17 protein-coding genes are annotated in these 23,844 nt (G+C 69.5%); 11 read left to right on the top strand and 6 right to left on the bottom strand.

Annotated features, from left to right (window positions below):
- Positions 1–91: 91 nt before the first annotated feature.
- From E5P3_RS17115 to E5P3_RS17105, 3 genes are all read right to left on the bottom strand, one after another.
- The gene (locus tag E5P3_RS17115) at positions 92–1,198 is read right to left on the bottom strand and encodes an alpha/beta fold hydrolase (RefSeq protein WP_162587066.1); all 1,107 of its coding nucleotides are present in this window, start codon (positions 1,196–1,198) and stop codon (positions 92–94) included.
- 59 nt (positions 1,199–1,257) lie between these two features.
- Positions 1,258–4,596 carry an acetate--CoA ligase family protein gene (locus E5P3_RS17110; protein ID WP_162587065.1) on the bottom strand — a complete coding sequence of 1,113 codons (3,339 nt, stop codon included), beginning with the start codon at positions 4,594–4,596 and terminating at the stop codon, positions 1,258–1,260.
- A gap of 131 nt (positions 4,597–4,727) precedes the next feature.
- Positions 4,728–5,651 (bottom strand): LysR family transcriptional regulator, encoded by a 924-nt coding sequence (locus E5P3_RS17105; protein ID WP_162587064.1) that lies wholly within the window; start codon positions 5,649–5,651, stop codon positions 4,728–4,730.
- Between the two features lie 226 nt (positions 5,652–5,877).
- Between E5P3_RS17105 and E5P3_RS17100 the strand changes: the two genes are divergently transcribed.
- Complete coding sequence (locus E5P3_RS17100; RefSeq protein ID WP_162587063.1) at positions 5,878–6,858, top strand: Bug family tripartite tricarboxylate transporter substrate binding protein; 981 nt, start codon at positions 5,878–5,880, stop codon at positions 6,856–6,858.
- A gap of 95 nt (positions 6,859–6,953) precedes the next feature.
- Positions 6,954–8,615, top strand: coding sequence for a carboxylesterase family protein (locus E5P3_RS17095; protein WP_162589725.1), 1,662 nt, complete (start codon positions 6,954–6,956; stop codon positions 8,613–8,615).
- 13 nt (positions 8,616–8,628) lie between these two features.
- Here E5P3_RS17095 and E5P3_RS17090 read toward each other — a convergent pair whose 3' ends face one another.
- Positions 8,629–10,584, bottom strand: coding sequence for a helix-turn-helix domain-containing protein (locus E5P3_RS17090; protein WP_162587062.1), 1,956 nt, complete (start codon positions 10,582–10,584; stop codon positions 8,629–8,631).
- 217 nt (positions 10,585–10,801) lie between these two features.
- Here E5P3_RS17090 and E5P3_RS17085 point away from each other — a divergent pair, with 217 nt between their 5' ends.
- The 9 genes from E5P3_RS17085 (at position 10,802) to E5P3_RS17045 (ending at position 20,415) form a co-directional block, all read left to right on the top strand.
- Positions 10,802–11,593 (top strand): SDR family oxidoreductase, encoded by a 792-nt coding sequence (locus tag E5P3_RS17085; protein WP_162587061.1) that lies wholly within the window; start codon positions 10,802–10,804, stop codon positions 11,591–11,593.
- 59 nt (positions 11,594–11,652) lie between these two features.
- Complete coding sequence (locus E5P3_RS17080) at positions 11,653–12,894, top strand: branched-chain amino acid ABC transporter substrate-binding protein (RefSeq protein ID WP_162587060.1); 1,242 nt, start codon at positions 11,653–11,655, stop codon at positions 12,892–12,894.
- Positions 12,895–12,940: 46 nt separating this feature from the next.
- A complete protein-coding gene (locus E5P3_RS17075; protein WP_162587059.1) occupies positions 12,941–13,882 on the top strand; it encodes a branched-chain amino acid ABC transporter permease in 942 nt (313 codons plus the stop codon).
- A 4-nt stretch (positions 13,883–13,886) separates the two neighbouring features.
- Positions 13,887–15,170: a branched-chain amino acid ABC transporter permease gene (locus E5P3_RS17070; RefSeq protein ID WP_162587058.1), complete on the top strand. Its 1,284-nt coding sequence runs from the start codon at positions 13,887–13,889 to the stop codon at positions 15,168–15,170.
- The gene (locus tag E5P3_RS17065) at positions 15,167–15,922 is read left to right on the top strand and encodes an ABC transporter ATP-binding protein (protein ID WP_162587057.1); all 756 of its coding nucleotides are present in this window, start codon (positions 15,167–15,169) and stop codon (positions 15,920–15,922) included. Before E5P3_RS17070 ends, E5P3_RS17065 begins: the two co-directional genes overlap by 4 nt.
- Entirely contained in the window at positions 15,919–16,629 is a 711-nt protein-coding gene (locus E5P3_RS17060; protein ID WP_162587056.1) for an ABC transporter ATP-binding protein, read from the top strand. Before E5P3_RS17065 ends, E5P3_RS17060 begins: the two co-directional genes overlap by 4 nt.
- Before the next feature lie 20 nt (positions 16,630–16,649).
- Entirely contained in the window at positions 16,650–17,588 is a 939-nt protein-coding gene (locus E5P3_RS17055; RefSeq protein ID WP_162587055.1) for a 3-keto-5-aminohexanoate cleavage protein, read from the top strand.
- A gap of 25 nt (positions 17,589–17,613) precedes the next feature.
- Entirely contained in the window at positions 17,614–18,522 is a 909-nt protein-coding gene (locus E5P3_RS17050; protein WP_162587054.1) for an SDR family NAD(P)-dependent oxidoreductase, read from the top strand.
- Positions 18,523–18,693: 171 nt separating this feature from the next.
- A complete protein-coding gene (locus E5P3_RS17045) occupies positions 18,694–20,415 on the top strand; it encodes a tannase/feruloyl esterase family alpha/beta hydrolase (protein WP_162587053.1) in 1,722 nt (573 codons plus the stop codon).
- Here the strand turns inward: E5P3_RS17045 and E5P3_RS17040 are convergent.
- Positions 20,396–21,469 (bottom strand): DUF72 domain-containing protein, encoded by a 1,074-nt coding sequence (locus tag E5P3_RS17040; protein WP_162587052.1) that lies wholly within the window; start codon positions 21,467–21,469, stop codon positions 20,396–20,398. The two genes, E5P3_RS17045 and E5P3_RS17040, sit on opposite strands and share 20 nt — an antisense overlap.
- A gap of 33 nt (positions 21,470–21,502) precedes the next feature.
- Positions 21,503–23,803, bottom strand: coding sequence for a glycoside hydrolase family 3 N-terminal domain-containing protein (locus tag E5P3_RS17035; RefSeq protein WP_162587051.1), 2,301 nt, complete (start codon positions 23,801–23,803; stop codon positions 21,503–21,505).
- Positions 23,804–23,844: the final 41 nt, after the last annotated feature.

Below are 23,844 nucleotides of genomic sequence, written 5' to 3'. Positions count from 1 at the left end.
AAAGGAGTTGAGTCCGAGCATAGGCAGCGCCGCACGCGTGGTCTTGAAGATTTGCGTCACGCGGCACACACCATCTGCCGAGGCTGCGCGCTCAGGCGCTCAGCTTGCCGAAGCCCGAATCGCGCGCCAGCACGATCGCGCGGCCCCGGCTGTCGACATCCAGCTTGGAGAACACACTGGTCAGCCGGTTGCGCACGGTCTTCTCCGACAGGCCGAGCGTGGCCGCGATCTGGGCGTTGTCGCGGCCCTGGGCAAGCAGTTCGAGCAGGGCGCGCTCGCGGGCGGTGAGGGTCTCGAACACCGGGTCGCGCGCAGGCGCCGCTTCGCCCAGGAAACGGCGCACCTCGGCCAGCCAGTGGGCCCAGGCCGGCTCGTGCGCGAGGATCAGGTGGTTGCCGCTGTCGATCGGCACGAAGCGCGCGTCCGGGATCGCGCTCGCGATCAGCCGTCCCTCGGCAAAGGGCACGCGGACGTCGCGGGTGCTGTGAAGCACCAGCGTGGGGCAGCGCACCTCGGCCAAACGGGCTACGACATCGATCTGGTCGAACTCGCGCATGAAGCGCGCGGCGTTGGCCGGCGAGGTGGAGATGCGCTCCAGCTCGTTGAACCAACGATGCTGCTCGGGCGTGCCGCCGGGGATGAACTGGCTGGTGAAGAACTGGCGAAAGGCGGGGTCCTGCTTGCCCCAGCCCAGCTGGGCGAGCTTGCGCATCATCTCGGCCTCCTCGCGCTGCTCCGGCGTGGGGTTGCGCAACAGGCGGCCGCGCGCGTAGCCGCCGTGCAGCACCAGGCGGCTCACCCGATCGGGATGCCGGGCGGCATAGGCGATGGCGATGGACGCGCCCTGCGAAATGCCGAGCAGGCCGAAGCGCTCGGCGCCCAGCGCATCGACCAGGGTCTCGAGGTCGCGCAGCCAGCTGTCGAAGCCCAGGTCCTCGACCTCCCAGTCCGACAGGCCGCAGCCGCGCTCGTCGTAGCGCACGAAGGTGGCGTTGGTGGACAGCCCGTCGAGCACGTGGCGCCACACCGGGCTTTCCCAGTCGAACTCGAGGTGCGAAAGCCAGGTGGCCGCCTTGATCAGCAGCGGACCCTGGCCGCAGAGGGCGTAGGCCAGGCGCACGCCGTCGTGGCCGCGCGCGAAGCGGATCTGCTGCCTGGCGGGCGGATGGCCGAGCGGAGGCGGGGACGATTTCTGCACAACCGCTAGTGAAGAACCTTTGCCCCCTTTGGTCAATAAACCAGATGGCCGGCGATGCCTCAATCCACGCGGTGCACGGGCGGATAGCTGAATGTGCCCTCCAGGTGGGCCCGGCGCGGCTGGTAGAGCCGCAAGGTCAGGTAGAAGCCCTCTCCTGCCGGCGCGGGCAGCCAATTCTTTCCCGGGCCGGGATCGTCCGCCTGGATCGCCAGGGTCAAGCCGCCGTCTGCATCGCGATGCAGCCCGCGCGTGCGGTCGCCGATGGAGTGCCGGTTGATGGGGTTGCGCGCCAGCAGGCAGTCTTCACGGCGATAGAGCGTGACCGACCAGAACGTGTCGACCTCGGGCATGCCCGTGCCCGGAAACCTCAACGTATAGCGATGGGTCCCCTCCAGCACGCGGCCTTGCGCATCGACCTCGGCCATCACGTACATGGCTTCCTCGATGCCCAGCGTGCCGATCCAGTTGCGGGCCACGCGGGCGCGGGTGGCGAAGTCCTCGCCGAAATGCGTGCGCACATGGACGGCGGTGGTCCATCCGCCGCCGAGTTCGGAGCGCGCGTCCGCCTCCCGCAGTTCAGCGTAGACGCGGGGAAGCGCCTCCTCGAGCGCTGCCGCGGCAGGCGGCCAGCCGGAGACAGGCCGCGGGGGAGGGTTACGCGCCAGCATGCGTTCGATGACGCGCAGGTATTCGCCGGCGCCCGGCACGCCCGCGCGGCGGCCGTCGAGCAGCACATCCAGCCGCGTCAGCGCGGGTGACCCGTCCGGCCGCAAGATGCCGAAGCGGTCCTGGAGTGCATGAACGCGTGCGAGGTCCTCGTCGTCGTGGTCGACCAGGATGCGCCCGATGACCCACACGTCGTCGCCAGGGGCGCTGACGACGTGCATCCCGTCCGGCACCGGCCCCTTCCAGTTCGGCCCGTGCACGAACAGGCGCTGCTGCGCGCCGCCGGTCGTGCGCCGGCCGGCATAGGCCCAGGGATTGGTCCATGCGTCCAGGAAGCCGAGCACCCAGTAGCGCTCGCCCATCTCCGGCACCTGGATGACCAAGGGCCCCGCGGAGAGGTCGAGCCATGCGTTGGTGAACAAGGTGTCGTTGTTCGGCGTCACGACTTCCTTGTCGTCGGGTGAGATCAGCTTGCGCGTGTGGGTGAACTGGTTGACCCACCGCATCGTGGAATCCCGGCCGTCGCCTGCGAAGCCTTCCACCGGATGCCGTCGGGCGGTGTTCGCGGACCGCATCCGGGCCATCTCGAAGAGCGGCAGCGTCTCGATCACCTGATCGCGCACGGTGGAGCCTTGCCCAGCGCAGCGCCCGACGACGACCGCATCCAGCGCAAGCGCCCCTTCGCCTTGCGGCAGCACGGCGAAAGGATTCACGTCCACGGATTCCAGGCCATCCCCCGCGGCAATGGCGAACTCCGACAGTTGCACGATCGCTTGCGCCAGGGCCTCGACGTCGGCCTTCGGCGCGCCCCGGAAGCCATGGAGCAAGCCGCCGGTCTTGAGCTCGCCGACCATGCGGCGCGCCTGCTGGAGGTCCACCGGCGCGACGCGGAAGGTGACGTCCCGCAGCAGTTCCACGTTCACCCCGCCGGCCCCGAGCATCACCACGTGGCCGAGGACCGGATCGCGGTGCACGCCGAGGATGCATTCGACGCCGCGCACCATCCTTGCCGCCAGGACGCCGTCGATTCGGGCCTCGGGCGCGGCGATGCGGACTGCCTCCACGATCCGGTCGTAGGCGGCGCCGGCACTGGCCGCATCGGCCACGCCGAGGGCGACTCCGCCGACGTCGCTCTTGTGCGTGATGTCGCAGGACAGGATCTTCATCGCCACGGGATAGCCGAGTTCCTCCGCGGCGGCGACGGCTTCGTCCCGCGTGCGGGCTCGGCGCACCGGCACCACGGGCATGCCATGGCTTTGCAGCAGTTCCAGTGCATCGGCCTCGTTGTACGTGCCGGGCCGCAGCGTGATGGACCCCGTGGCGGCAGCGGCGGGAGCAGCGCCCGCGTGCTCGCGTTGCTCCCGGAAGAAGTCCATGGCCGCGAGCACGCGGATGGCGCGGCTCGGGTCCGTGAAGGTGAGGCAGCCGAGTTGTTCCAGCGCGCGCTGCTGCGCCGGGTCGGCCAGGGTGCTGAACATCACCAGGCGCCCCGGAAAATCGCGGCGCAGGTCGCGGGCAAGCTTCAGCTGGATCTCCTGCATCGCGGGCGTCAGGCCCGCGGCCGCGAGGAACACGAGCAGGCTGCCGTAGCCGCCGCCGCCGAGCATGGCATTGGCAGCAACTTCGAGAAGATCGATCTCGGAAGTGACCTGGCCCGTCACGTCGACGGGATTGCGGGTGGCGGCAAAGGGCACGCGGTCGAGGATCCGCTGCTGCGCCGCCTCGGGCAGCGCGGCCACGTCGAGTCCTGCCTCCGCGGCAGCGTCGGCGAGCAGCACGCCGACCCCGCCGGAGACGGTGAGCAGGCCGACCTTGCCGTTCGCAGGCATGCCCGACACCGCCAGGCAATGCGCGACATCGAAGAACTCGTCGATCGTCCGGGCCCGCCACGCACCGTACTGGCGGAAGAGGGCGTCGAACGCGGCGTCGTCCCCGGCCAGCGCCGCCGTGTGCGATGCCGCCGCCATCGCACCCAGCGGCGTGCGCCCGACCTTGACGATGACGACCGGCTTGCCGGCCGAGCGCGCCAGGCCGAGTGCGCGCTTGAGCCTGGCGCCGTCGTTGCAGCTTTCCATGTAGGCCATGATGACGCGCGTCGCGGGGTCTTGCGCCATCCACGCGATGCATTCGGCCACGTCGATGTCGCCTTCGTTGCCGGTGGCGATCCAGGTCGACAGCCCTACGTTGCGATCGCGCGCCATGCCATAGGCGTAGGCACCGAATGCGCCGCTCTGCGTGACGATGCCGACCGTCCCGGCGGGTGCCAATCCCGTCGCCAGCACCGGAGAAAAAGTCGCGTAGACGGAACGGCTGGCATTCATGAAGCCGAGGCAGTTGGGCCCCAGCACCCGGATGCCGTTGGCACGCGCGCGCGCCATGATGCGGCGCTGCGCCTCGCCGCCTTCCGGCCCGGCCTCCGCGAAGCCGCCGGTGAAGATCACGATGTTCCTGACGCCGGCGGCGATCGCATCCTCCAGCGCCGCTTCCGTCAGCTGGGCGGGGATGGCGAAGATCGCGAGGTCGATCGGCCGGCCCACGTCGCGCAGGTTGCGATAGGCGCGCAATCCATGCATCTCGGGCGTGGTCGGGTTGATCGGGTAGATCTCTCCCGCGTAGCCGTGGTCGATGAGGTAGCGAAGGGGCGCCGCCCCGATCTTGCGGGGCGTGGCGGAGGCGCCGACGACGGCAATGGAGCGGGGCGTGAAGAAGGAGTCCAGGTCTGGCGTGGCCACGGGTTTGCTTCAGTGTGGAGGGATGAAGCTGCGCAAGATAGCGGCCGGCGAACTATCGGACAAACTGAGATTTCCGACAGATTGATAACCGCAGCCGAATTATTCGGCGCGGTGCGGAGGTCCGCCGGGAGCTAGCGCCCGCGGCCAACGGCGCTGCCGGTCGCCTTCTCGCGCGTGAATTCGCGCGCGAAGCGCAGGAAGCTCTCCACCGCCGGCGAGACCGACAGTCCGCGCCGCACGAACATCGCCACGCGCCAGCTCACCTGGGGCTGCAGCAGCGGCAGGAAGGCAAGCCCGAAGCCCCGGACGAAGGGCTCCGTGATGAAAGGACAGACGACCGCGCCGCGCGTGACCTGCAGCATCGACAGCGCGGTGTTCACCCGGTGCACGGGCACGATCTTGCGCGGGTGATTGCGCACCGGCACCTGGCTCAGCACGTTCGGCGCGAAGTTCGGCATGTAGTTGATCACCGGCGTGGCGCGCAGGTCCTTCCAGCTCACCGATGCGCCATCCGCCAGCGGATCATCCGGCGCCAGCGCCACCCACAGCGGGTCGGCCCAGAGCACGTGCGCCTCGATGGCGTCGTCCGCCACCACCCCTGCAGGTCCGAAGCCCACGTCCGTGCTGCCGTTCTGCAGCCCGGCCAGGACGAGCTCGATCGGCACGTCCTCGAAGCGCACGTCGATGCCCGGATGGCTGGCCGTGTAGCTGGCAATCAGCTCCGGCAGCAAGGTGCAGGACAGTGGCTCCGGTGCGGCCAGCCGGACCACGCCGCGCCGCAGGTCCTTGAGGTTGCTCAGGCTGTCGAGCGCTTCGTCCAGGCTGGCCAGCACACGCCGCACCATGGGCTCGAAGGCCTCGCCCACGGCGGAGGGCGACACGCTGCGGGTGGTGCGGTCCAGCAGGCGCACGCCGACGCGGCTTTCGAGCTCGCGGATGAGGCCGCTGAGCGCCGCCTGGGAAAGGTGCATCGCCTCGGCGGCCTCCGAAAAGCTGCCGGCCTCCATCACGGCCACGAAGGCCTGCAATTGGCGCAGCGTCACATGCATCGTCATCCCAGGCCTCCGTCGCACCCCGCGACAGTTATCGGCTCAGATGATAGGTCACGGGCAATGACAACTTGCCCTTTTCATGCTGCATCGGCAGCGGCGCCGCTCGGCGCGGTGGGAACTTATAAGGTCATCCGATAGATTGCTCGGAAAATGCGTCTTGCCCGATAGCCCCGCCACGCCTTAGCGTTACTGCCCGGGCTGCCGTGACGGCCCCAAAAAAGGAGACGCCATGAAGTTCACACGCCGGTCCCTGCTGGGCACCGCCGCAGCCTGCCTGTCGGCCGGCCCCCTATCGTTCGCCTATGCCCAGGATGCCTGGCCCGCGCGCCCGATCCGGCTCATTTCCCCCTACGGCGCCGGTGGCGCGAACGACATCTCGGCCCGCATCCTGGCGGACTACCTGGGCAAGGAACTGGGCCAGCAGGTCGTCGTCGAGAACAAGCCGGGCGCGGGCACGCGCCTGGCCAATGAACTCGTGGCGCATGCCCCCGGCGACGGCTACACCTTGCTCTATGCCGCGGCACCGTACGCGACCGCCGAAGCGCTGTACGGCAAGCAGAAGTTCGACACGCGCAAGGACCTGCAACCCGTGGCGCTGGTCGCCATGGCGCCGCTGTTCCTGATCGTCAATGCGCAGTCCGGCTTCAAGACTGCGCAGGATCTCATCGCCCACGGGAAGAGCAAACCCAGCGGCCTGGACATCGGCTCGCCAGGGGCCGGCTCCCAGCCCAACCTGGCGGCCGAGCTGCTGCTCAGGGATGCCGGCATCAAGGGCGTCATCGTCCATTTCCGCGGCGATGCGCCGGCCTATGCCGAGCTGCTGGCGGGCCGCGTCGACGCGACCCTCACCGCGATCACCACCGCCCTGCCGCACATCCAGGCCGGCAAGCTGCGCGTGCTCGGCGTGGCTTCGACCACGCGCAGCGCGTTGTACCCGGATGCGCCGCCCTTGCGCGAGCAGGGCCTCCCGAGCGTGGTGGCGTCCGGCTGGTACGGTTTCATGCTGCCGGGCACCACGCCGCGCCCGGTGGTCGAGCGCCTGCAGGCCGCAACGGCCAAGGCGCTGGCGGACCCGGACATCAAGCAGAAGCTGCTGGCGCAAGGCCTGGAGCCCAGCGGCAGCACCGCCGCGGAATTTCGCAAGTTCATCGACGACGAGTCCCGCAAGTGGGGCGACCTGATCGCCAAGGTCGGCATCAAGGGCGAATAGCCGTGCGGACGCGTTTCACCATCTGCCTCCTCCGCGGCCTGTGCGCGGGCGCCGCGCTCCTGCTGCTGCAGGCTTGCTCCCATACGGCCGGCACGATGTCCGCGACCCAGCGCGGCACGGCCTTCGGCCCGGTGAGCGGCACCGACGATCGCGCGGCCACGGGCACCTACAGCTGGAAGGGCGTGCCCTTCGCCAAGGCGCCCGTGGGGCCGCTGCGGTGGAGGGCGCCCGTCGATCCCGAGTCCTGGACCACGGCGCGGCGCGCGACGCACTTCGGTCCCGCCTGCGTGCAGACCGGGCGCCTCTACGGCCCCGGCCTGAACAACCGGTACGACGCCACGATCGGCGCGACGCTCGGGCAGACGCTGGGCTCCGAAGACTGCCTGACACTCAACATCTGGGAACCGGCCGCACGCTCGGCCGGCCCGCGCCCCGTCATCGTGTGGGTCTACGGCGGCAGCAACATCACCGGGTACACCGCCGACCCGGTGTACGACGGAGCCAATCTCGCGCGCACGGCCGACGCGGTGGTGGTGTCGGTCAACTACCGCCTCGGGATCTTCGGCTTCCTCAACCTCGCCCAGCTCAAGCCCGGCGTCCCGGCGGACGACTCCGGCAACTTCGCACTGCTGGACCTGGTGAAGGCGCTGGAGTTCGTGCAGAAGAACATCGCGAGCTTCGGTGGCGACCCGGCCCGCGTCACCTTGATGGGCGAATCGGCAGGTGCGGTCAACGTGTACGCGTTGATGACCTCGCCGATGGTGAGCGACCAATCGCCCCAGCTGTTCCATCGCGTGGTGGCGCTCAGCGGCGGCCTCTCCACGGCCGCCACGCTTGCGCCTGGTTCGATCCCGGGCGTGCTTCCGGCATCCGTCTGGGCCACGCGCGGCCAGGCCCTGCTCGCGCATTCGCTGATCGCCGACGGCACGGTGCCGGACGAAGCTGCGGCCAAGGCCTACCTGGCCGCCCGCACCCCGCAGCAGATCGCCCAATACCTCCGCGGCAAGTCGCCCGATGCGTTGCTGACCACCGTTCGTACCCGCCTGGCACCACTGGGCATGGCCGCGTCCAATCCGATCCCGGATGGAACGGTGGTGGCGACCGACCCGATCGCAGGCGTACGCGCCGGCCGCTATGTGAAGGTGCCGGTCCTTGCCGGCAGTACGCGCGACGAGACGAAGCTGTTCCCCGGCCTGTTCGCACTGCGGCCCAGCCTCGGCGGCGCGAGCGGGCGGCTCATCGACGATGCCCGCGTCTTCTCCATCGCCTACAAGCACGATCCGGAAGGGCCGCCCGCGACGCGCGTCGAAGACTGGATTCCGGCGCAGTACCTGCCGGTGAACGCGCCGGTGACTGGCTTCAACGCACGCGCGCAGGAGCTCAACCGCATCTGGTTCATGGCGATCCGCGACGACATGCTGAATGCGCTTCAGACCCGGCAATCATCGATCTGGCTCTACCAGTTCGACTGGGACGAGCTGCCCAGGCCCTTCGACGACATCTTCGGCGCCGCGCATGCGTTCGATCTGCCCTTCGTCTTCGGCAACTTCGGCCCCTCGCTGTTCGCCAACATCTCGTTCACCAAGGCCAACCGGCCGGGCCGCCTGGCCCTGTCGGAGGCCATGATGAAGAGCCTGGGTGCGTTCGCGCACAGCGGCGACCCGAACCACCCCGCGCTCGGGACGGCATGGCGCCCCTGGCCCTCGCGCATCGTGTTCGACGCGACGCCGGAGGCGGCGCGCATCTCCGCCCGGTGAGCAGCGTGCGCGCCTAGGCGCTCAGGCTCCACAGCCGCAGCGCCATGTGGATTTCCAGCGCGCGGGTGGCGTTGCCCCAGTGGCCGATCAGGTCCTCGATGGTGGCCAGCCGTTGCCGCACCGTGTTGACGTGGATGCCCAGGCGCTGGGCCGCCAGCTTCGCGCTCTGGTTGCTGTCGAAGTAGTTGAGCAAGGTCGCGGTCAGCTCCGAGCCGCGCTTCCGGTCGTGGGCCGTCAGCGCGCCGATGGTCGCCTCCAGGAATGCCGCCAGGCTCACCTGGTCGTGCGTCTCGAACAGCGTGGAGTACAGCGCCATCTCGTTCTGGGCTACCACGTGGCCCTGAACGCCGATGCGGCGCAGCACGGGGAGTGCGCGCCGCAGCGTCACGTACACAGCCGGGATCTCCGCAGGCCCGGAGAGCGGCCTGGAGAGGATGCCGCGGTGGTCGGCCGGAAACTCGCTCCTCGCATGCTCCGTCACGATGCGGCGCACGTCCTCGGCCCTCGTCGTCGCGCAAAGAACCGTGAGCACGCCCTCGATGTCGTCGAACACGGCATGGGGCAGGAGGTTCGCGGCACGCAGGCGGCGTGCGGCATGGCCCGCGTGGGGCTCGCCGACATCCACCAGCATCAGCGAGCTGGGCTGCGAGAGGTCGACGCCGAACCGCGCCGCGCGTTCGCAGAGGATCGCCAGGTCGTCCTGCCGCGGCGAGATCAGCGAGCGCAGCAGCGTCGAAAGATCGCGCGTCTTGGTCGCCTCCATCCGATCCCTGGAGAGCAGGACGATGCCCACGATGCTGGTGCTGCGCTCGAAGGTGCGGACCGACATCTCGTCGAGCTCGCCTCGACGAAAGAGCAGGACGGAGCCGAGCACGTCATCGCCGCCGATCACCGCGTTGACCCTGCAGGACTCGCCGTCCGCCTCGTAGGCCACCACGGAGCGGCCCAGCTGGCGGCTGTGCCGCAGCGCGCTCGCGAGTGCGCTGCTGTTGTCGCCGTGCGGCGCGTAGTGCTCCGCACCCGATCCCGCATAGCCAGGGGCGGTGCCGCGGCCGATGACCTGCGCCGCTTCGTCCAGCACCAGCACGCTGCCTTCCATCAGGCCCGCAACCGACTCGCACAGCGTCGCGAGCGACGCTCCCTTGGCGAGCAGCGTCGTCATCTGCTCGTGCGCCTCGGCGGCAGCCTGCACCTTGCGGGCGTGGCGCTCCAGTTCCGCGCGCGCGGCCTCGGCGCTCTTCACGGCTGCGCTGGCCTGCTCGAACGCCCTGGCATTCTTGATGGCCACCGCCGCGTGCGTCGCCAGGGTGGACAGGATCGAGATGCTCTGCGCCGTGTGTGTGCGGTGGTAGCGGTCCGCGACGAAGAGCAGGCCGATGACCTCGTCCTCCCACAGCATCGGCACCCCGACCACGGCGGCGATGCCCTCGTCGCGGAAGGTTGCGTCCAGCTGCTGGTCGTGCGGGAAGCGCGTGTCGTGGAGGTAGTCCGGCGTCGTGAAAGGCAGCCGCGTGGCCAGGACCACGCTGACGATGCCGAGGCCGCGGCCGGCCACCATGTCGCCGGTGCTCTGCGCCAGCGCGCCGTCGGTGGCCAGTACGTGGAAGGCGGCGAGTTCGGGGTCGTACGTCGACAGCCACGCCACCTGCGAGCCCAGCAGGTTGCGCGCGCGCGAGACGATGGCGCGCAGCAGCTCCTTCAGGTCGAGCCGGCTGGAGAGTTCGCGCGCCGATTCGATCACGGTCAGCATGCCGCTCTCGCGTTGCTGCCACAGGTCCAGCCGGTTGCGCACGCCCATGGCCATGCGCACCAGCTCGCCCCAGCCCGAGCGGCCCGGGCCGTTGGCCGCCAGCGCCTCGACCTGCGCGAGGCGCGCCGCGAACTCGTCGGCCGACGCGCCCTGGTGCAGCATCCTGATGAGGTCGCAGCCGATCTCTTCGATGCCCTCCGAACCCACCTCGCTTGCCATTCGTTTGCTCCTTGCGCCGCTTGAAGTTCCTGCGGCGGGGGCAGAGGCTAGCAGAGCCTTGCACTTCGAGCGCGGCTCGTACCGCGTGGGCAGCGGGTGTCATTTCAGTGATTCAGTGACTAGGGTTTTCGCGAAGTCTTCCGGGCACACCGGAAGCCGCGAGGCAATGTGGCGGCGAGACATTGGATGCGGCCGGCCTGTCCGCGAAAGTCACGCCATGACCATTCTTGATTCGCTCAGGCCCGAACCCGGCCTGAGAGTGCTCGTGACGGCCGGCGCCAGCGGCATCGGCGCGGTGGTGGCCCGCGCCTTCAGCGAAGCCGGCGCGCACGTGCATGTGTGCGACATCGACCGCGCGGCCCTGGACCGCCTGTCCGGCGAGATCCCCGGCATCACCAGCAGCATGGCCGACGCCGCCGTCGAGAGCGAAGTCGACCTCGTCTTCGACGACGTTCGCGGCACGCTCGGCGGCCTGGACGTGCTCGTCAACAACGCCGGCATCGCCGGGCCCACTGCCGCCATCGAAGGCATCGATGCCGTGATGTGGGACCGGACGGTGGCCGTCAACCTGAACAGCCAGTTTCTCTTTGCGCGGCGGGCGATCCCGCTGCTGAAGGCATCGAAGGCCAACCCCTGCGTCATCGCGATGAGCTCGGTGGCGGGCCGGCTGGGCTATGCCTATCGCACGCCTTACGCGTCCACCAAGTGGGCGGTGATCGGCCTCATGAAGTCGCTGGCGATCGAGCTCGGACCGCACGGCGTGCGCGTCAACGCCATCCTGCCCGGGACGGTGGAGGGCGATCGCATGAACGCCGTCATCGCGGCGCGCGCGGCCGCTTCCGGCCTCAGCGCGCACGCCGTGCGCGAGCAGTACATCCAGAAGATGTCGCTGCGCCGCATGGTGACTGCCGAGGACGTGGCCGCGATGGCGCTGTTCCTCTGCGCCCCCGCCGCGCGCAACGTCACCGGCCAGGCGGTGAGCGTCGACGCCAACGTCGAGTACCTGTGAGTGAAGGGCGCCCGCTTGGCGCCGCTTCGACCCCCATTCGAATTCAAAAGGAGACCTTGATGAAATCGCTTCGCCATTTTTCCCTCGCCGCCATCGCCGCCTGCATGGCCTCGGGTGCGGCCTTCGCCGACCCCGTGAAGATCGGCGTCATCGAAACGCTCTCCGGGCCGCAGGCCGCGTCCGGGCAGACGTACCGTGCGGCGGCCCGGTACGCGGTCGAGCGGATGAACGCCGAAGGAGGCTGGAACGGGCAGCCGGTGCAACTGCTCGAGTACGACAACCAGGGCGGCCCGGCGGGCGCGGCCGACAAGCTGAAGGCGGCCATCGCGGATGGCGTCCACGTCGTGGTGCAGGGCGCATCGTCGGCCGTCGGAGGGCAGATCACCGAGGACGTGCGCAAGCACAACCTGCGCAATCCCGGCAAGGAGATGATCTACGTGAACGTCGGCGCCGAGGCGCTGGAGCTGACCGGCGACAAGTGCCACTTTCACCATTTCCGCTTCAGCGGCAACGCCCAGGTCCGCACCAAGGCCCTGGTGCTGGCGATGAAGCAGGCCAATGCGCTGGGTTCGCGCGTGTACGCGATCAACCAGAACTACTCCTGGGGCCAGGACATGGAGCAGGCCATCTCCGACAACGCCGCGCTCGGCGGCTACCAGGTGGTGGAGAAGACGCTGCACGACGTGAACAAGATCCAGGACTTCGCGCCGTACGTGGCGAAGATCGGCGCGGCGAAGGCCGACACGGTGATGACCGGCAACTGGTCCAACGACCTGCTGCTGCTGATGAAGGCCACCAAGGCCGCGGGCCTGAAGGCACGCTTCGGCACCATCTTCCTGGACCAGCCGGGCAACATCGCCAACGCGGGCGAGCTGGCGATCGGCCACTTCGTGGCCCACACCTTCAATGCCGAAGCAGGCGGTGCCGAGGGCGAGCGCTTCGTCGCCGACTACAAGGCCAAGACCGGGCACCTGCCCGCCGCCACGGAACCGCAGACCGTCTTCGGCCTGGCCATGGTGGCCGATGCGCTCAAGCGCGTGAAGGCCGAGGGCGGCAAGCTGAACGTCAACGCGCTGGCCGCGGCCATCGAGACCGCGAAGATCAAGACGCCCATGGGCGAAATGAGCATGCGCGCGGCCGACCACCAGGTGCTGCTGCCGATGGTCGTCTCCACGGTGACGAAGGACGCCAGGTACAAGGCCGACGACACCGACATGGGCTTCAAGCCGGTGAAGCTGTTCTCCGCGGCCGAAGCGGCGACCCCGGCGCAGGCCAGCTGCAAGATGCAGCGGCCCGCCTGATCCACCGGCAGCCGGCCCGCGCCGCCGGCTCACTCATCCAAGGCACATGGACACCTTCATCGTTTCGCTGCTGAACGGGATCATCTACGGCTTGCTGCTGTTCATGGTCTCGGCCGGCCTCACGCTCATCTTCGGGATGATGGGCATCCTCAATTTCGCGCATGCCTCGTTCTACATGCTGGGTGCCTACTTCGCCTACGCGCTGCAGGACGTGCTGGGCTTCTTCGGCGCGCTGGCGGTGGCACCGCTGCTCGTGGGTCTCGTCGGCACGGTGGTGGAACGCTTCTTCCTGCGGCGCGTGCATCACCACGGCCACGCGCACGAGCTGCTGCTGACCTTCGGGCTGTCGTTCATCATTGCCGAGCTGGTCAAGCTGTTCTTCGGCAACTATCCCGTCAACTACCGCGTCCCCAAGTCGCTGGACTTTGCCGCCTTCACGCTCGGTCACTCGGACTATCCGGTGTACCGCCTGCTGATGGGCGCGGTGGCCATCGCGATGTTCGTCGCCATCTACCTGCTGCTCACGCGCACGCGCGTCGGCATTGTGGTGCGCTCGGCCATCTACCGGCCCCGCATGGCCGAGGCGCTGGGGCACAACGTGCCGCTGGTGTTCATGGGCGTGTTCGGCGTCGGCGCGGCGCTGGCCGGGCTGGCCGGCGCGGTGGCCGGCGCCTTCTACACCACCAATCCGAACATGGCGCTGGAGCTGGGCGTGATGGTGTTCGTGGTGGTGGTGGTCGGAGGCCTCGGATCGCTCGAAGGCGCGATGCTGGCCTCGTTGCTCATCGGCGTCATCACTTCGCTGGCGGTCGCGGTCGACGCGACGCTGGCCGATGCCTTCGCGCTGGTGGGCGCGCGTGCCTGGGCCGAAGGCGTGGGCGGGCTGCTGACGCTGAAGGTGTCGAGCCTGGCCGCGACGATCCCCTTCGCGCTGATGCTGCTGATCCTGCTGGTGCGGCCCGGCGGCCTGCTCGGCGAGAAGGGCTGACACCATGACGTCTCTTTCGCGTGTCTTCGGCGTCGGCCTGGCCGTGCTGCTGCTCGCCGGCGTGCCGCTGCTGCTGTCGCAGGGGCTGGTGAATGCCGCCATCCAGATGCTGATCGCCGCGCTGTTCGCCAGCGCCTACAACGTGCTGTGCGGCCAGGCGGGCATGCTGTCCTTCGGCCATGCGGCGTACTTCGGCGTGGGCGCGTTCGCGACCGTCCATGCCATGAACGCCCTCGGCGGTACCGGGCTGCTGCCGACGCCGCTGCTGCCGCTGGCGGGCGCGCTGGGCGGACTGGCGATCGGCGCCATCGCCGGCTGGTTCGCCACGCAGCGCACCGGCACCTACTTCGCAATGATCACGCTGGCCATCGCGGAGCTCCTGCATGCGCTGGCGCCGCACCTCAAGGGCCTGTTCGGCGGCGAGGCCGGCATCTCGTCGATGCGCATGCCTTCGCTGGGGATCACGTTCGGCTCGACCACGCAGGTGTACTACCTCACGCTCGCGTGGGTGCTGGTGTCGCTCGCGCTCCTCTACGTGTACACGCTGACGCCGGTCGGCCGGCTGGCGCTGGGGCTGCGCGAGAACGGGCACCGGCTGCGCTTCCTGGGCTATGACGTGCACCGGCTCAGCGTACTGGTGTTCTCCATCTCCGCCATGTTCTCCGGCATCGCGGGCGGCCTGCAGGTGATCAGCAACGAGGCGGCCAACTACGTCGTCCTCGACGCGCAGCTGTCGGCCGCCGTGGTGCTGAACACCTACATCGGCGGCGTCAAGGTGTTCCTCGGGCCGGCGCTGGGCGCCTCGCTGATGACCTTCTTCGGCTACGCGGTGTCGGACCTGACGCAGTCGTGGCTGCTCTACCAGGGCACGCTCTTCGTGCTGGTGATGCTGTTCATGCCGGAGGGGCTGGCTGGCTTGTTCCGCGCCTCGTCGCAGCTGCGCCGGCAGATCGGCGTGGCGCGGCTGCTGCCCGTGCTGCTCGCGTGGGTGGCCGCCGCGGCGCTGCTGGCGGCCGGCACCGCGTTCGCAGTGGAGCTGCTGCAGCGCATGTTCTCGCAGGACTACCGCGCCCTGGCCGGCGCCGACCCCGGGGCGCCGTGGCCGGCCATTGCGCTGTTCGGCCGTTCGTGGTTGCCGTCCGACGCGTTGACGTGGGCGGTCCCGGCGGCGCTTCTTGCCTGTGGCGGGGCGCTCGTCTACGGCGTGCGACGGGGCGTGGAAGCGCTCCAGGGTGCGGGCGGGCGCGGCATCGGCACTGCAGCACCTGGCGCGGAGGTGGCCTTATGACCGAGGCCATCCTGAGCCTGCGCGGCGTGCGCAAATCGTTCGGCCAGACGGAGATCATCCGCGGCGTCGATCTCGAGCTGCTGCCTGACGAGCGCCATGCGTTGATCGGGCCCAACGGCGCTGGGAAGTCCACCGTGTTCCATCTCATCTCGGGCCACTTCGCGCCCAGCGCGGGCGAGATCGTGTTCGACGGCCGCCGCATCGACGGCAAGCCGCCGCAGGAGGTCAACCGCCTCGGCCTGTCGCGCTCGTTCCAGATCACCAACATCTTTCCGAAGCTGACCGTCTTCGAGAACCTGCGGCTCGCGGTGATGCGCCCGCATGGCCTGCAGAACAACCTGTGGAAGCTGATCGCCCGCGATGCGCGCATCCGCGAAGAGACCGAACGGCTGCTGGAGCAGGTACGGTTGCAGCGCCGCGCCGCCACCATCGCGGGGGAGATGTCCTACTCGGAGCAGCGCTCGCTGGAGATCGCGATGACGCTCGCCTCCGATCCGAAGGCCATCCTGCTGGACGAGCCGATGGCCGGCATGTCCAACGAGGAGACGGCCTACACCGCGGAGCTGATCCGAACCGTGACGCGCGGCCGCGCGCTGCTGATCGTCGAGCACGACATGCAGGTGGTGTTCGCCATCAGCGACCGCATCAGCGTGCTGGTGTATGGCGAGGTGATCGCCACCGGCACGCCCGAGGAGATCCGCCGCAACGCCGCGGTGAAGGAAGCGTACCTGGGCGAGGAGGTTGCGCAATGACATCGCTGCTGGCGCTCGACGCTGTGCACGCCCACTACGGCAAGAGCCACATCCTGCATGGCGTGAGCCTCCACGTGGGCCGCAACGAGGTGATCAGCCTGCTGGGGCGCAACGGCTCGGGCCGCTCGACCACGATGAAGGCGATCATGGGTCTGGTGACGCCCACCGGCGGGCAGATCCGCCTGGGCGGCCGCGACATCACGGGTGCGCGGCCGTATGCCATCTGCCGCGCGGGCATCGCCTACGTGCCCGAGGAGCGCGAGGTGTTCGCCAATCTGACGGTCGACGAGAACCTGCGCATGGGCGAGCAGCCGCCCACGGAGGGTGCGACGCGGTGGACGGTGGAGGACATGTTCGCGTACTTCCCGCGCCTGAAGGAGCGCCGCAACACCAAGGCCGGCAGCCTGTCCGGCGGCGAGCAACAGATGCTGACGATCTGCCGCTCGCTGCTGGGCAACCCGCAGCTCATCCTGATCGACGAGCCGACGGAAGGGCTCGCGCCCAAGATCGTCGTCGCCGTCGGCGAATGCATCAAGGACATGCACCGCAGGGGCGTGGCCGTGGTGCTGGTGGAACAGAAACTGGCGATTGCCTTGAAGGTCTCCACGCGCGTGTGCGTGATGGGACATGGGCAGATCGTCTTCGAAGGAACACCCCAGCAGCTCGCCGCCGACGAGAAGCTGCTGGCGGACTGGCTGGCTGTTTGAAACAGCCCAAGGAGCATTCAATGGCAAGTTCACAGGACAAGGTCATCATTTCATGTGCCGTCACCGGGTCGGTGCACACCCCCTCGATGTCGCCGTACCTGCCGCTGTCGCCGCAGGAGATCGCGAAGCAGGCCATCGAAGCAGCCGAGGCGGGCGCTGCGATCCTGCACCTGCATGCGCGCGACCCCGTCGATGGGCGGCCGACCGCCGATCCGGCGGTGTTCGACCAGTTCGTGCCGCGCATCAAGGCAGCCACCGACGCCGTCATCAACATCACCACCGGCGGCAGCACGCGCATGACGCTGGAGGAGCGCCTCGCATACCCGCTGCAGGCGAAGCCCGAGATGTGCTCGCTCAACATGGGCTCGATGAATTTTTCCATCCATCCGGCCGCCCGCAAGATCCAGGAGTGGCGCCACGACTGGGAGAAGCCGTACGTCGAGGGCATGGAAGACCTGATCTTCCGCAACACCTTCCGCGACATCAAGCGCATCCTGAAGGTGCTGGGCGACGACTGCGGGACGCGCTTCGAGTTCGAGTGCTACGACGTCGGCCATCTCTACAACCTGGCGCATTTCATGGACGAGGGGCTCGTCGAGGGGCCGCTGTTCATCCAGTGCATCCTCGGCATCTTGGGCGGCATCGGCCCCGACCCCGAGAACCTCGTCGTCATGAAGTCGACGGCCGACCGGCTGTTCGGCGACCGCTACCGCTTCTCCGTGCTCGGCGCCGGCCGGCACCAGATGCCGCTGCTCACGATGGGCGCGGTGCTCGGCGGGAATGTGCGCGTGGGGCTGGAGGACAGCCTGTATCTCGCCAAGGGGCAACTGGCCCAGTCGTGCGCCGAGCAGGTGCGCAAGATCCGCCGCATCCTGGAGGAGCTGTCCCTGGAGATCGCCACGCCGCAGGAGGCGAGGGCGATGCTCGGCCTCAAGGGGCAGGATGCGGTTGCGTTTTGATCGATCCATTTTTTGAAAGAGGACCATGAGGAAATATCTGCAGGACAAGGTGGCCGTGGTGACCGGCGCAGGGGGCGGCCTCGGGCGCGCGCATGCGTTCGAGCTGGCGAGGCAGGGCGCCCGCGTCGTGGTCAACGACCTCGGGGGCGACCGTGAAGGATCGTCCGCCGCGCAGGTGGCCGAGGACATCCGGCGCCGCGGCGGCGAGGCCCTGGTGGATGGCGGCGACGTCAGGGACTTCGCCCAGATGGAGGCGATGGTCGCCAAGGCCGTCGCACAGTGGGGGCGCGTGGACATCCTCGTGAACAACGCCGGCATCCTGCGGGACAGGTCCTTTGCCAAGATGCCGCTGGACGATTTCCGCCTGGTGCTGGACGTGCACGTGATGGGCGCCGTGAACTGCACCAAGGCCGTGTGGGACCGCATGCGCGCGCAGAACCACGGCCGCATCGTGATGACGACGTCGTCGTCGGGGCTCTATGGCAACTTCGGCCAGGCCAACTATGGCGCCGCCAAGATGGCCCTGGTGGGACTCATGCAGACACTGGCGCTGGAAGGCGCCAGGCATGACATCCGCGTCAATTGCCTCGCGCCGAGCGCGGCCACCGGCATGACCGAGGGCATCCTGCCCGAAGACGCCCTGGCCGGCCTGGCTCCCGGGAAGGTCAGCCCCGGCCTCGTCGCGCTGGTGGGCGATGACGCGCCGACGCGGATGATCCTGCTGGCCGGCGCGGGCAGTTTCGAGTGCGCGCACGTGACGATGACGCGCGGGGTCTTCGTCGACGATGAAGAAGACGCGGCCGGGCAGGTTCGCACGCGGCTGGACGAGATCCGCGCGCGCGGCGGCGAAATGGTTCCGGCCTCGGGCTGGGAGCAGTACAGGCTGGAGCTTTCCAAGGCCGGCCTGGCGACGGAGCTTGCCGGCGCGGACTGACGCGCACGCCAGGGTTGTCCTGCCTCGGCACGATGACGCGCGCACACATCGAAGAGCGGTCGCGTGTGTTGCGGGACGACATTGGCTGGCGGGCCGGTACTGGCCAGACTTCTTGTTGCGCCGTCGCATCTGCACGCGGCGCTCCACAACCTACAAAGCCGGAGACGAAAGATGAACGCGACAAATGTGCGGGTGCGCAGCCGCCTTCCATTGAGCTGCATGGCCGCCGTGCTGTTGACCGCCTGCGGCGGCGGCGGTGACGGCGGCGGTGGCTTGCCCTTCCTCGTGTATCTCCCGCGCAGCTGCGCCCAGCTCGCCGGCATGGAGATCCCGGCGTCTGCCATCGGCCTGGCCACCAAGGGCGGGACGGTGACCGCGGCCAGCGTGGTCGCCGCAAGCGGCACGGGCGCCGCGGCGGTGCCCGAGCATTGCCTGGTGTCCGGGAGCATTTCACCCGTCGATGCCGCGGCGCCCAAGATCATGTTCCGCGTGGCGCTGCCCACCAACTGGAACACCAAGGCGCTGATGTACGGCGGCGGCGGCTTCGACGGCTCCATTCCCAACGTCGTGGGCAATGTCCCCAACGGTCCGACGGACCGCCCGCTGCCGCTGGCCCGCGGCTATGCCGTGTTCGCGAGCGATTCCGGGCATCAGGCAGGCGCCCGGGGCTCCCTGGACGGCTCGTTCGGGTTGAACGACGAGGCCCTTCGAAACTGGGGCGGCGATGCCCTCAAGAAGACGCGCGACGCCGCCGTGTTCCTGATCAAGGCGCGCTATGCGGCCGCGCCCGCCAAGTCCTACTTCGCCGGCGGCTCGACGGGCGGGCGGGAAGCGCTGCAGAGCATCCAGCGCTGGCCCAGCGACTGGGACGGCGCCATCGCCTGGTACCCGGCGTGGAACCAGGCGTCCGCGATGCTGGGCGGCCAGAAGGCCACGCTCGCGCTGTCGAGGCCGGGCGCCTATCCCGGTTCAGCCAAGCGGCTGGCGCTCTTCCAGGCGGCCATGCAGGCCTGCGATGCACTGGACGGCGTGGCCGACGGACTCGTCAGCAACCAGGCCGCCTGCAACGCGACTTTCGATCCAGCCACTGCCACCTTGAACGGTACGCCGCTGCGCTGCCCGGACGGCGCGGACACCGCCGACACCTGCCTCTCGGATGCGCAGATCGACGCGCTCAAGGCGATGAACGGGCCGGCCAGCTTCGGCTTCGCGCTGGCGAGCGGCGAGACGGGCTACCCGGGCTACAACGTCTGGGGCGCGGACCTGGGCATCGCGTCCATCACCACGGCGGTGCAGCCGACGGTGACCTTCCTCAACCTGGGCAGCAGCCAGCCGGCCAATCCGATGCCGACCACCGCGCCGTACATCAGCCAGCAGCTCGACCAGGTGCTCAAGAACATCATCACGCGCGACCTCGCCTTCAACCCGCTGAGCTTCGACCCCGAGAGCGCAAGCCCGTTGGCGGAGCGCTGGGGCGTGTTGAGCCGGATGATCGACCAGTCCACGGACATCTCGGGCTTCGTGGGGCGCGGCGGCAAGCTGTTGCTCGCCCACGGGCTGCATGACGTGCTGGTCAGCTCGCGCGCCACCGCCGACTACTACACGCGGCTCGTGCAGCAATTCGGCCAGGCCAGGGTGGACAGCTTCGCGCGCTACTACGAAGTCCCGGGCCTCGGGCATGCGGTCAGCAGCCAGTTCAACGGCACCTGGGATTCGCTCACCGCGCTGGAGCAATGGGCCGAGGCAGGTGTCGCGCCCACGGCGCAGGTGGCCAGGGACACCGTCGGCGTGCCGGGCCGCACGCGGCCGCTGTGCGACTACCCGAAGTGGCCGCGCTACGGTGGCTCGGGCGACGTGAACGCCGCATCCTCCTTCACCTGCGCGAGCCAGTAGGGAGGGCATCCAGCGCCGCCACCGCCTGCGCCAGCGCGAGCACCGACAGCGGCGCCGAGCCCTCGGCCTTGTTGTTGATCGCCACGTAGGCCGGGTGGCCCGCTCCGGTGGTGCCGGCGATCACGCGAGCCAGGGTCTCGCGGGTCCCGGGGTCGGGATCGGCGAGCTTGTCGAAGGGCTCGTAGAGCTTCTTGGCCTCCTCGTAGCCGTAGGCGCCGTGCAGGCGGTTCAGGTTCCAGCGGCACACCAGCGGCCCCGGCCACAGCGCGCGCAGCAGCGGCAACTGCGCGGCGATGGGCGGCATCTTGGGGTGCAGGCCCAGGCAGTAGGTGGCACCGCCTTCGCGCAGCACGTCGGCAAGCGCGGGCGTGAGGAGCTCCGGGTTTCGCAGCTCGATCGCGATCACGCCGTCCGGCGCGGCAGGGCGCAGCGAGGGCAGCGCCTCCAGCATGCGCCGCAGGCGCTGCAGCAGGGCCGGCAGGTCGGCCCGCATCGGCGCGGGGATCGGGCTCAGCTGGAACACCAGCACGCCGAGCTTCGCGCCCAGCCCGTCCAGTGCGGGCTGCACGAATTCCTGCACGGCGAGCACCGGATCGAGGAAGGCCGGGTTGGGCTGCATGCCGCGGCCGTCCTCGTCGCGCACCAGCGCATCGGCGAGCAGGCCGGGCGCCTTCACGATGAAGCGGAAGTCCTGCGGCACCGCCGCGGCGTACGCGGCGTACTGGCTGGCCGAGAGCGGCCGGTAGAAGCTGCGGTCCAGGCTCACCGTGCGAAAGAGCGGGTGCTGCGCATAGGCGGCCAGGCCGTGTTTCGACAGCACGGATTGTTCGTAATCGCCCTCCCAGACCATGCCGGCCCAGCCGGGAAAGAACCAGGAGGAGGTGCCCATGCGCAGCGCAGCGGGCAAGGTGCGCGCGAGCGCCTGTTGTTCAGGGTCGGCGGGTGCGGGCCGGACCTTCGGACCGCCGGCAAGGGTGCGCTTCCTCGTTGGGGAAGGCTCGCCCGCGGCGGGCGGTTTGGCTTCGTTCGGATCGTCGAAGAGGGAGTCTTGCATCGTGGGGCGCTTCGGCACGCTGACCGATGCCGATCAGCTGCCGCTGAAGAAGAAATAGCGCCGGCTTTCCGGCAGCAGCGTCATGCCGCCGCGCAGGCCTCCGGCGGCGGAGGGCCCGACCCACAGGTCGAATTGCCCTGGCTCGACCGTCGGCGCCATGTCCTGGCCGATGAACATCAGGTCGGCCCGCGTCAGCGTGAACTCGACCGTGGCCGATTGCCCCGCAGGGATGCGCAGCTTGCGGAAGCCCTTCAGCTCGCGCACCGGCCGGGTGACGCTGGCCGCGCGGTTGGCGACGTAGAGCTGCGCCGTTTCCTCGGCGTCTCGTTGGCCGGTGTTGGTGATGCGCGCGCGCACGGTGGTCGTGCCGTCCCACGCCATGCGCGCGGGACTGACCTCGAGCGCGTCGTAGCGCACGCGCGCGTAGCCCATGCCGTGGCCGAAGGCGAAGGCCGGGTCGTTGGTCGCGTCCAGGTAGCGTGCCTTGTAGAAGGTGGCGGGGGCGTCGGCCAGCTGCGGCCGGCCGGTGCGCTTGTGGGCGTAGTAGTAGGGCACCTGGCCCGGGGTCTGCGGAAAGCTCACCGGCAGCCGCCCGGAGGGATTGACGTCGCCGAACAGCACGTCGGCGATGGCCGGCCCGGTCTGCGAGCCGAGGAACCAGGTCACCAGGATGGCGTTGGCATTGCGCACCGCGCCGCGCAGGGCCAGCGCGCGGCCGTTGCGCAGCAGCACGACCACCGGCTTGCCGGTGGCGGCCACGGCCTCGGCCAGCGCCTGCTGGGCACGCGGGATCTCGATGTCGCTGCGCGAGCGCGCCTCCCCCGACATCTGGTCGTTCTCGCCGATGGACAGCAGCACCACGTCGGCTTCGCGCGCGGCCGCGACGGCTGCCTCGATGCCGCCGGGGATCGGTGTCTCCACGTTGGCGCCGCGTACCACCGTCAGCAGCTCGGGCTCGGCGAGCGACTGGCGGATCGCCTGCTCGATGCCCATGGGCGGCTGCTGGCCGGGGAAGATGCGCCACGGGCCGAACAGGTCGTCGGTGCCGGCGAAGGGGCCGATGAGCGCGACGCGCCTGCCCGACCTCGGCAGGGGCAGCACGTCTTTCTCGTTGCGCAGCATCACGATCGAGCGGCCCGCCGCCTCGCGCGCCAGGGCCTGGTGCGCGGCGGCATCGAAGCGCGGGCCCGGCGTGTCCTCGAGGCCGCGGAAGGGGTGGTCGAAGAGCCCGAGCCGCTGCTTGATCCGCAGCACGCGCCGCACCGCATCGTCGAGGCGCGACATGGGCACCTCGCCCTTGGCCACCAGGCCGGGCAGGTACTTCATGTACAGGCCGCTCTGCATGCTGACGTCGGTGCCGGCCATGAAGGCGCGCTTGGCGGCCTGGCGCCCGTCGGCCGCGAATCCGTGCGCGATCAGCTCCTCGTCGGCGGTGTAGTCCGAGACCACGAAGCCCTGGAAGCCCCATTCTTCGCGCAGCACGCCGGTCAGCAGCGCGCGGTTGGCGTTGGAGGGAATGCCTCCGATCTCGTTGAAGGCACTCATGATCGAGAGCGCGCCGGCATCGATGGCGGCGCGGAAGGGCGGCAGGTAGACCTCGCGCAGCGTGCGCTCGGAGAGGTCGACCGCGTTGTAGTCCAGGCCGCCCTCGGCCGCGCCATAGCCGGCGAAGTGCTTGGGCGTGGCCAGCATGGCGTCGGCGCGCCCGAGCTCGGGGCCCTGGAAGCCGCGCACCCGCGCGGCGGCGAACTGGCGCCCGAGGTAGACGTCTTCGCCCGCGCCCTCGATGCCGCGGCCCCAGCGGGCGTCGCGCGCGATGTCCACCATCGGCGCGAAGGTCCAGCGGAACCCGTCGGCCGTGGCTTCCACGGCGGAGGCATGCGCGGTGCGCTCGGCCAGGGTGGGCTCCCAGCTCGCGGCCTCGGCCAGCGGCACCGGGAACACGGTGCGGAAGCCATGGATGATGTCTGCGCCGAAGATGAGCGGGATGCCCAGGCGCGACTCGTTCACCGCGGCCCGCTGCGCGCGGCGCTTGCCTTCGAGGCCCTCGTTGTTGAAGAGTCCCGTCACGCGGCCGGCGCGGATCTGGGCCAGCTGCTCCTCCTCGCTCTGGCGCGCGCCCTGCGGGTTGGCCACGGTGTCGACCGCGGCGGGGGCGTAGAGGCTCAGCTGGCCCACCTTCTCCTCCACCGTCATGCGCGCGATCAGCGACTCGATGCGCGCGAGCGACGCGCGGTCGAGCCCGCCGGGCGAGGGGCCGGTGGCGCAGGCGCCGAGGAGGGCAAGGAGAAGGAGGGCGAGGACGAGACGAGGGAAGCTGCTGCGAACGCTCATCGGTGCCATTGTGGCGGCCTGCTCAATACACCCCGGCTTGC

Origin of the sequence: Variovorax sp. RA8, from assembly GCF_901827175.1 — a bacterium.
GTDB lineage: Bacteria > Pseudomonadota > Gammaproteobacteria > Burkholderiales > Burkholderiaceae_C > Variovorax.
Note: the sequence above shows the minus strand (reverse complement) of the source record. Positions and strands in the feature narration are given on the sequence as shown.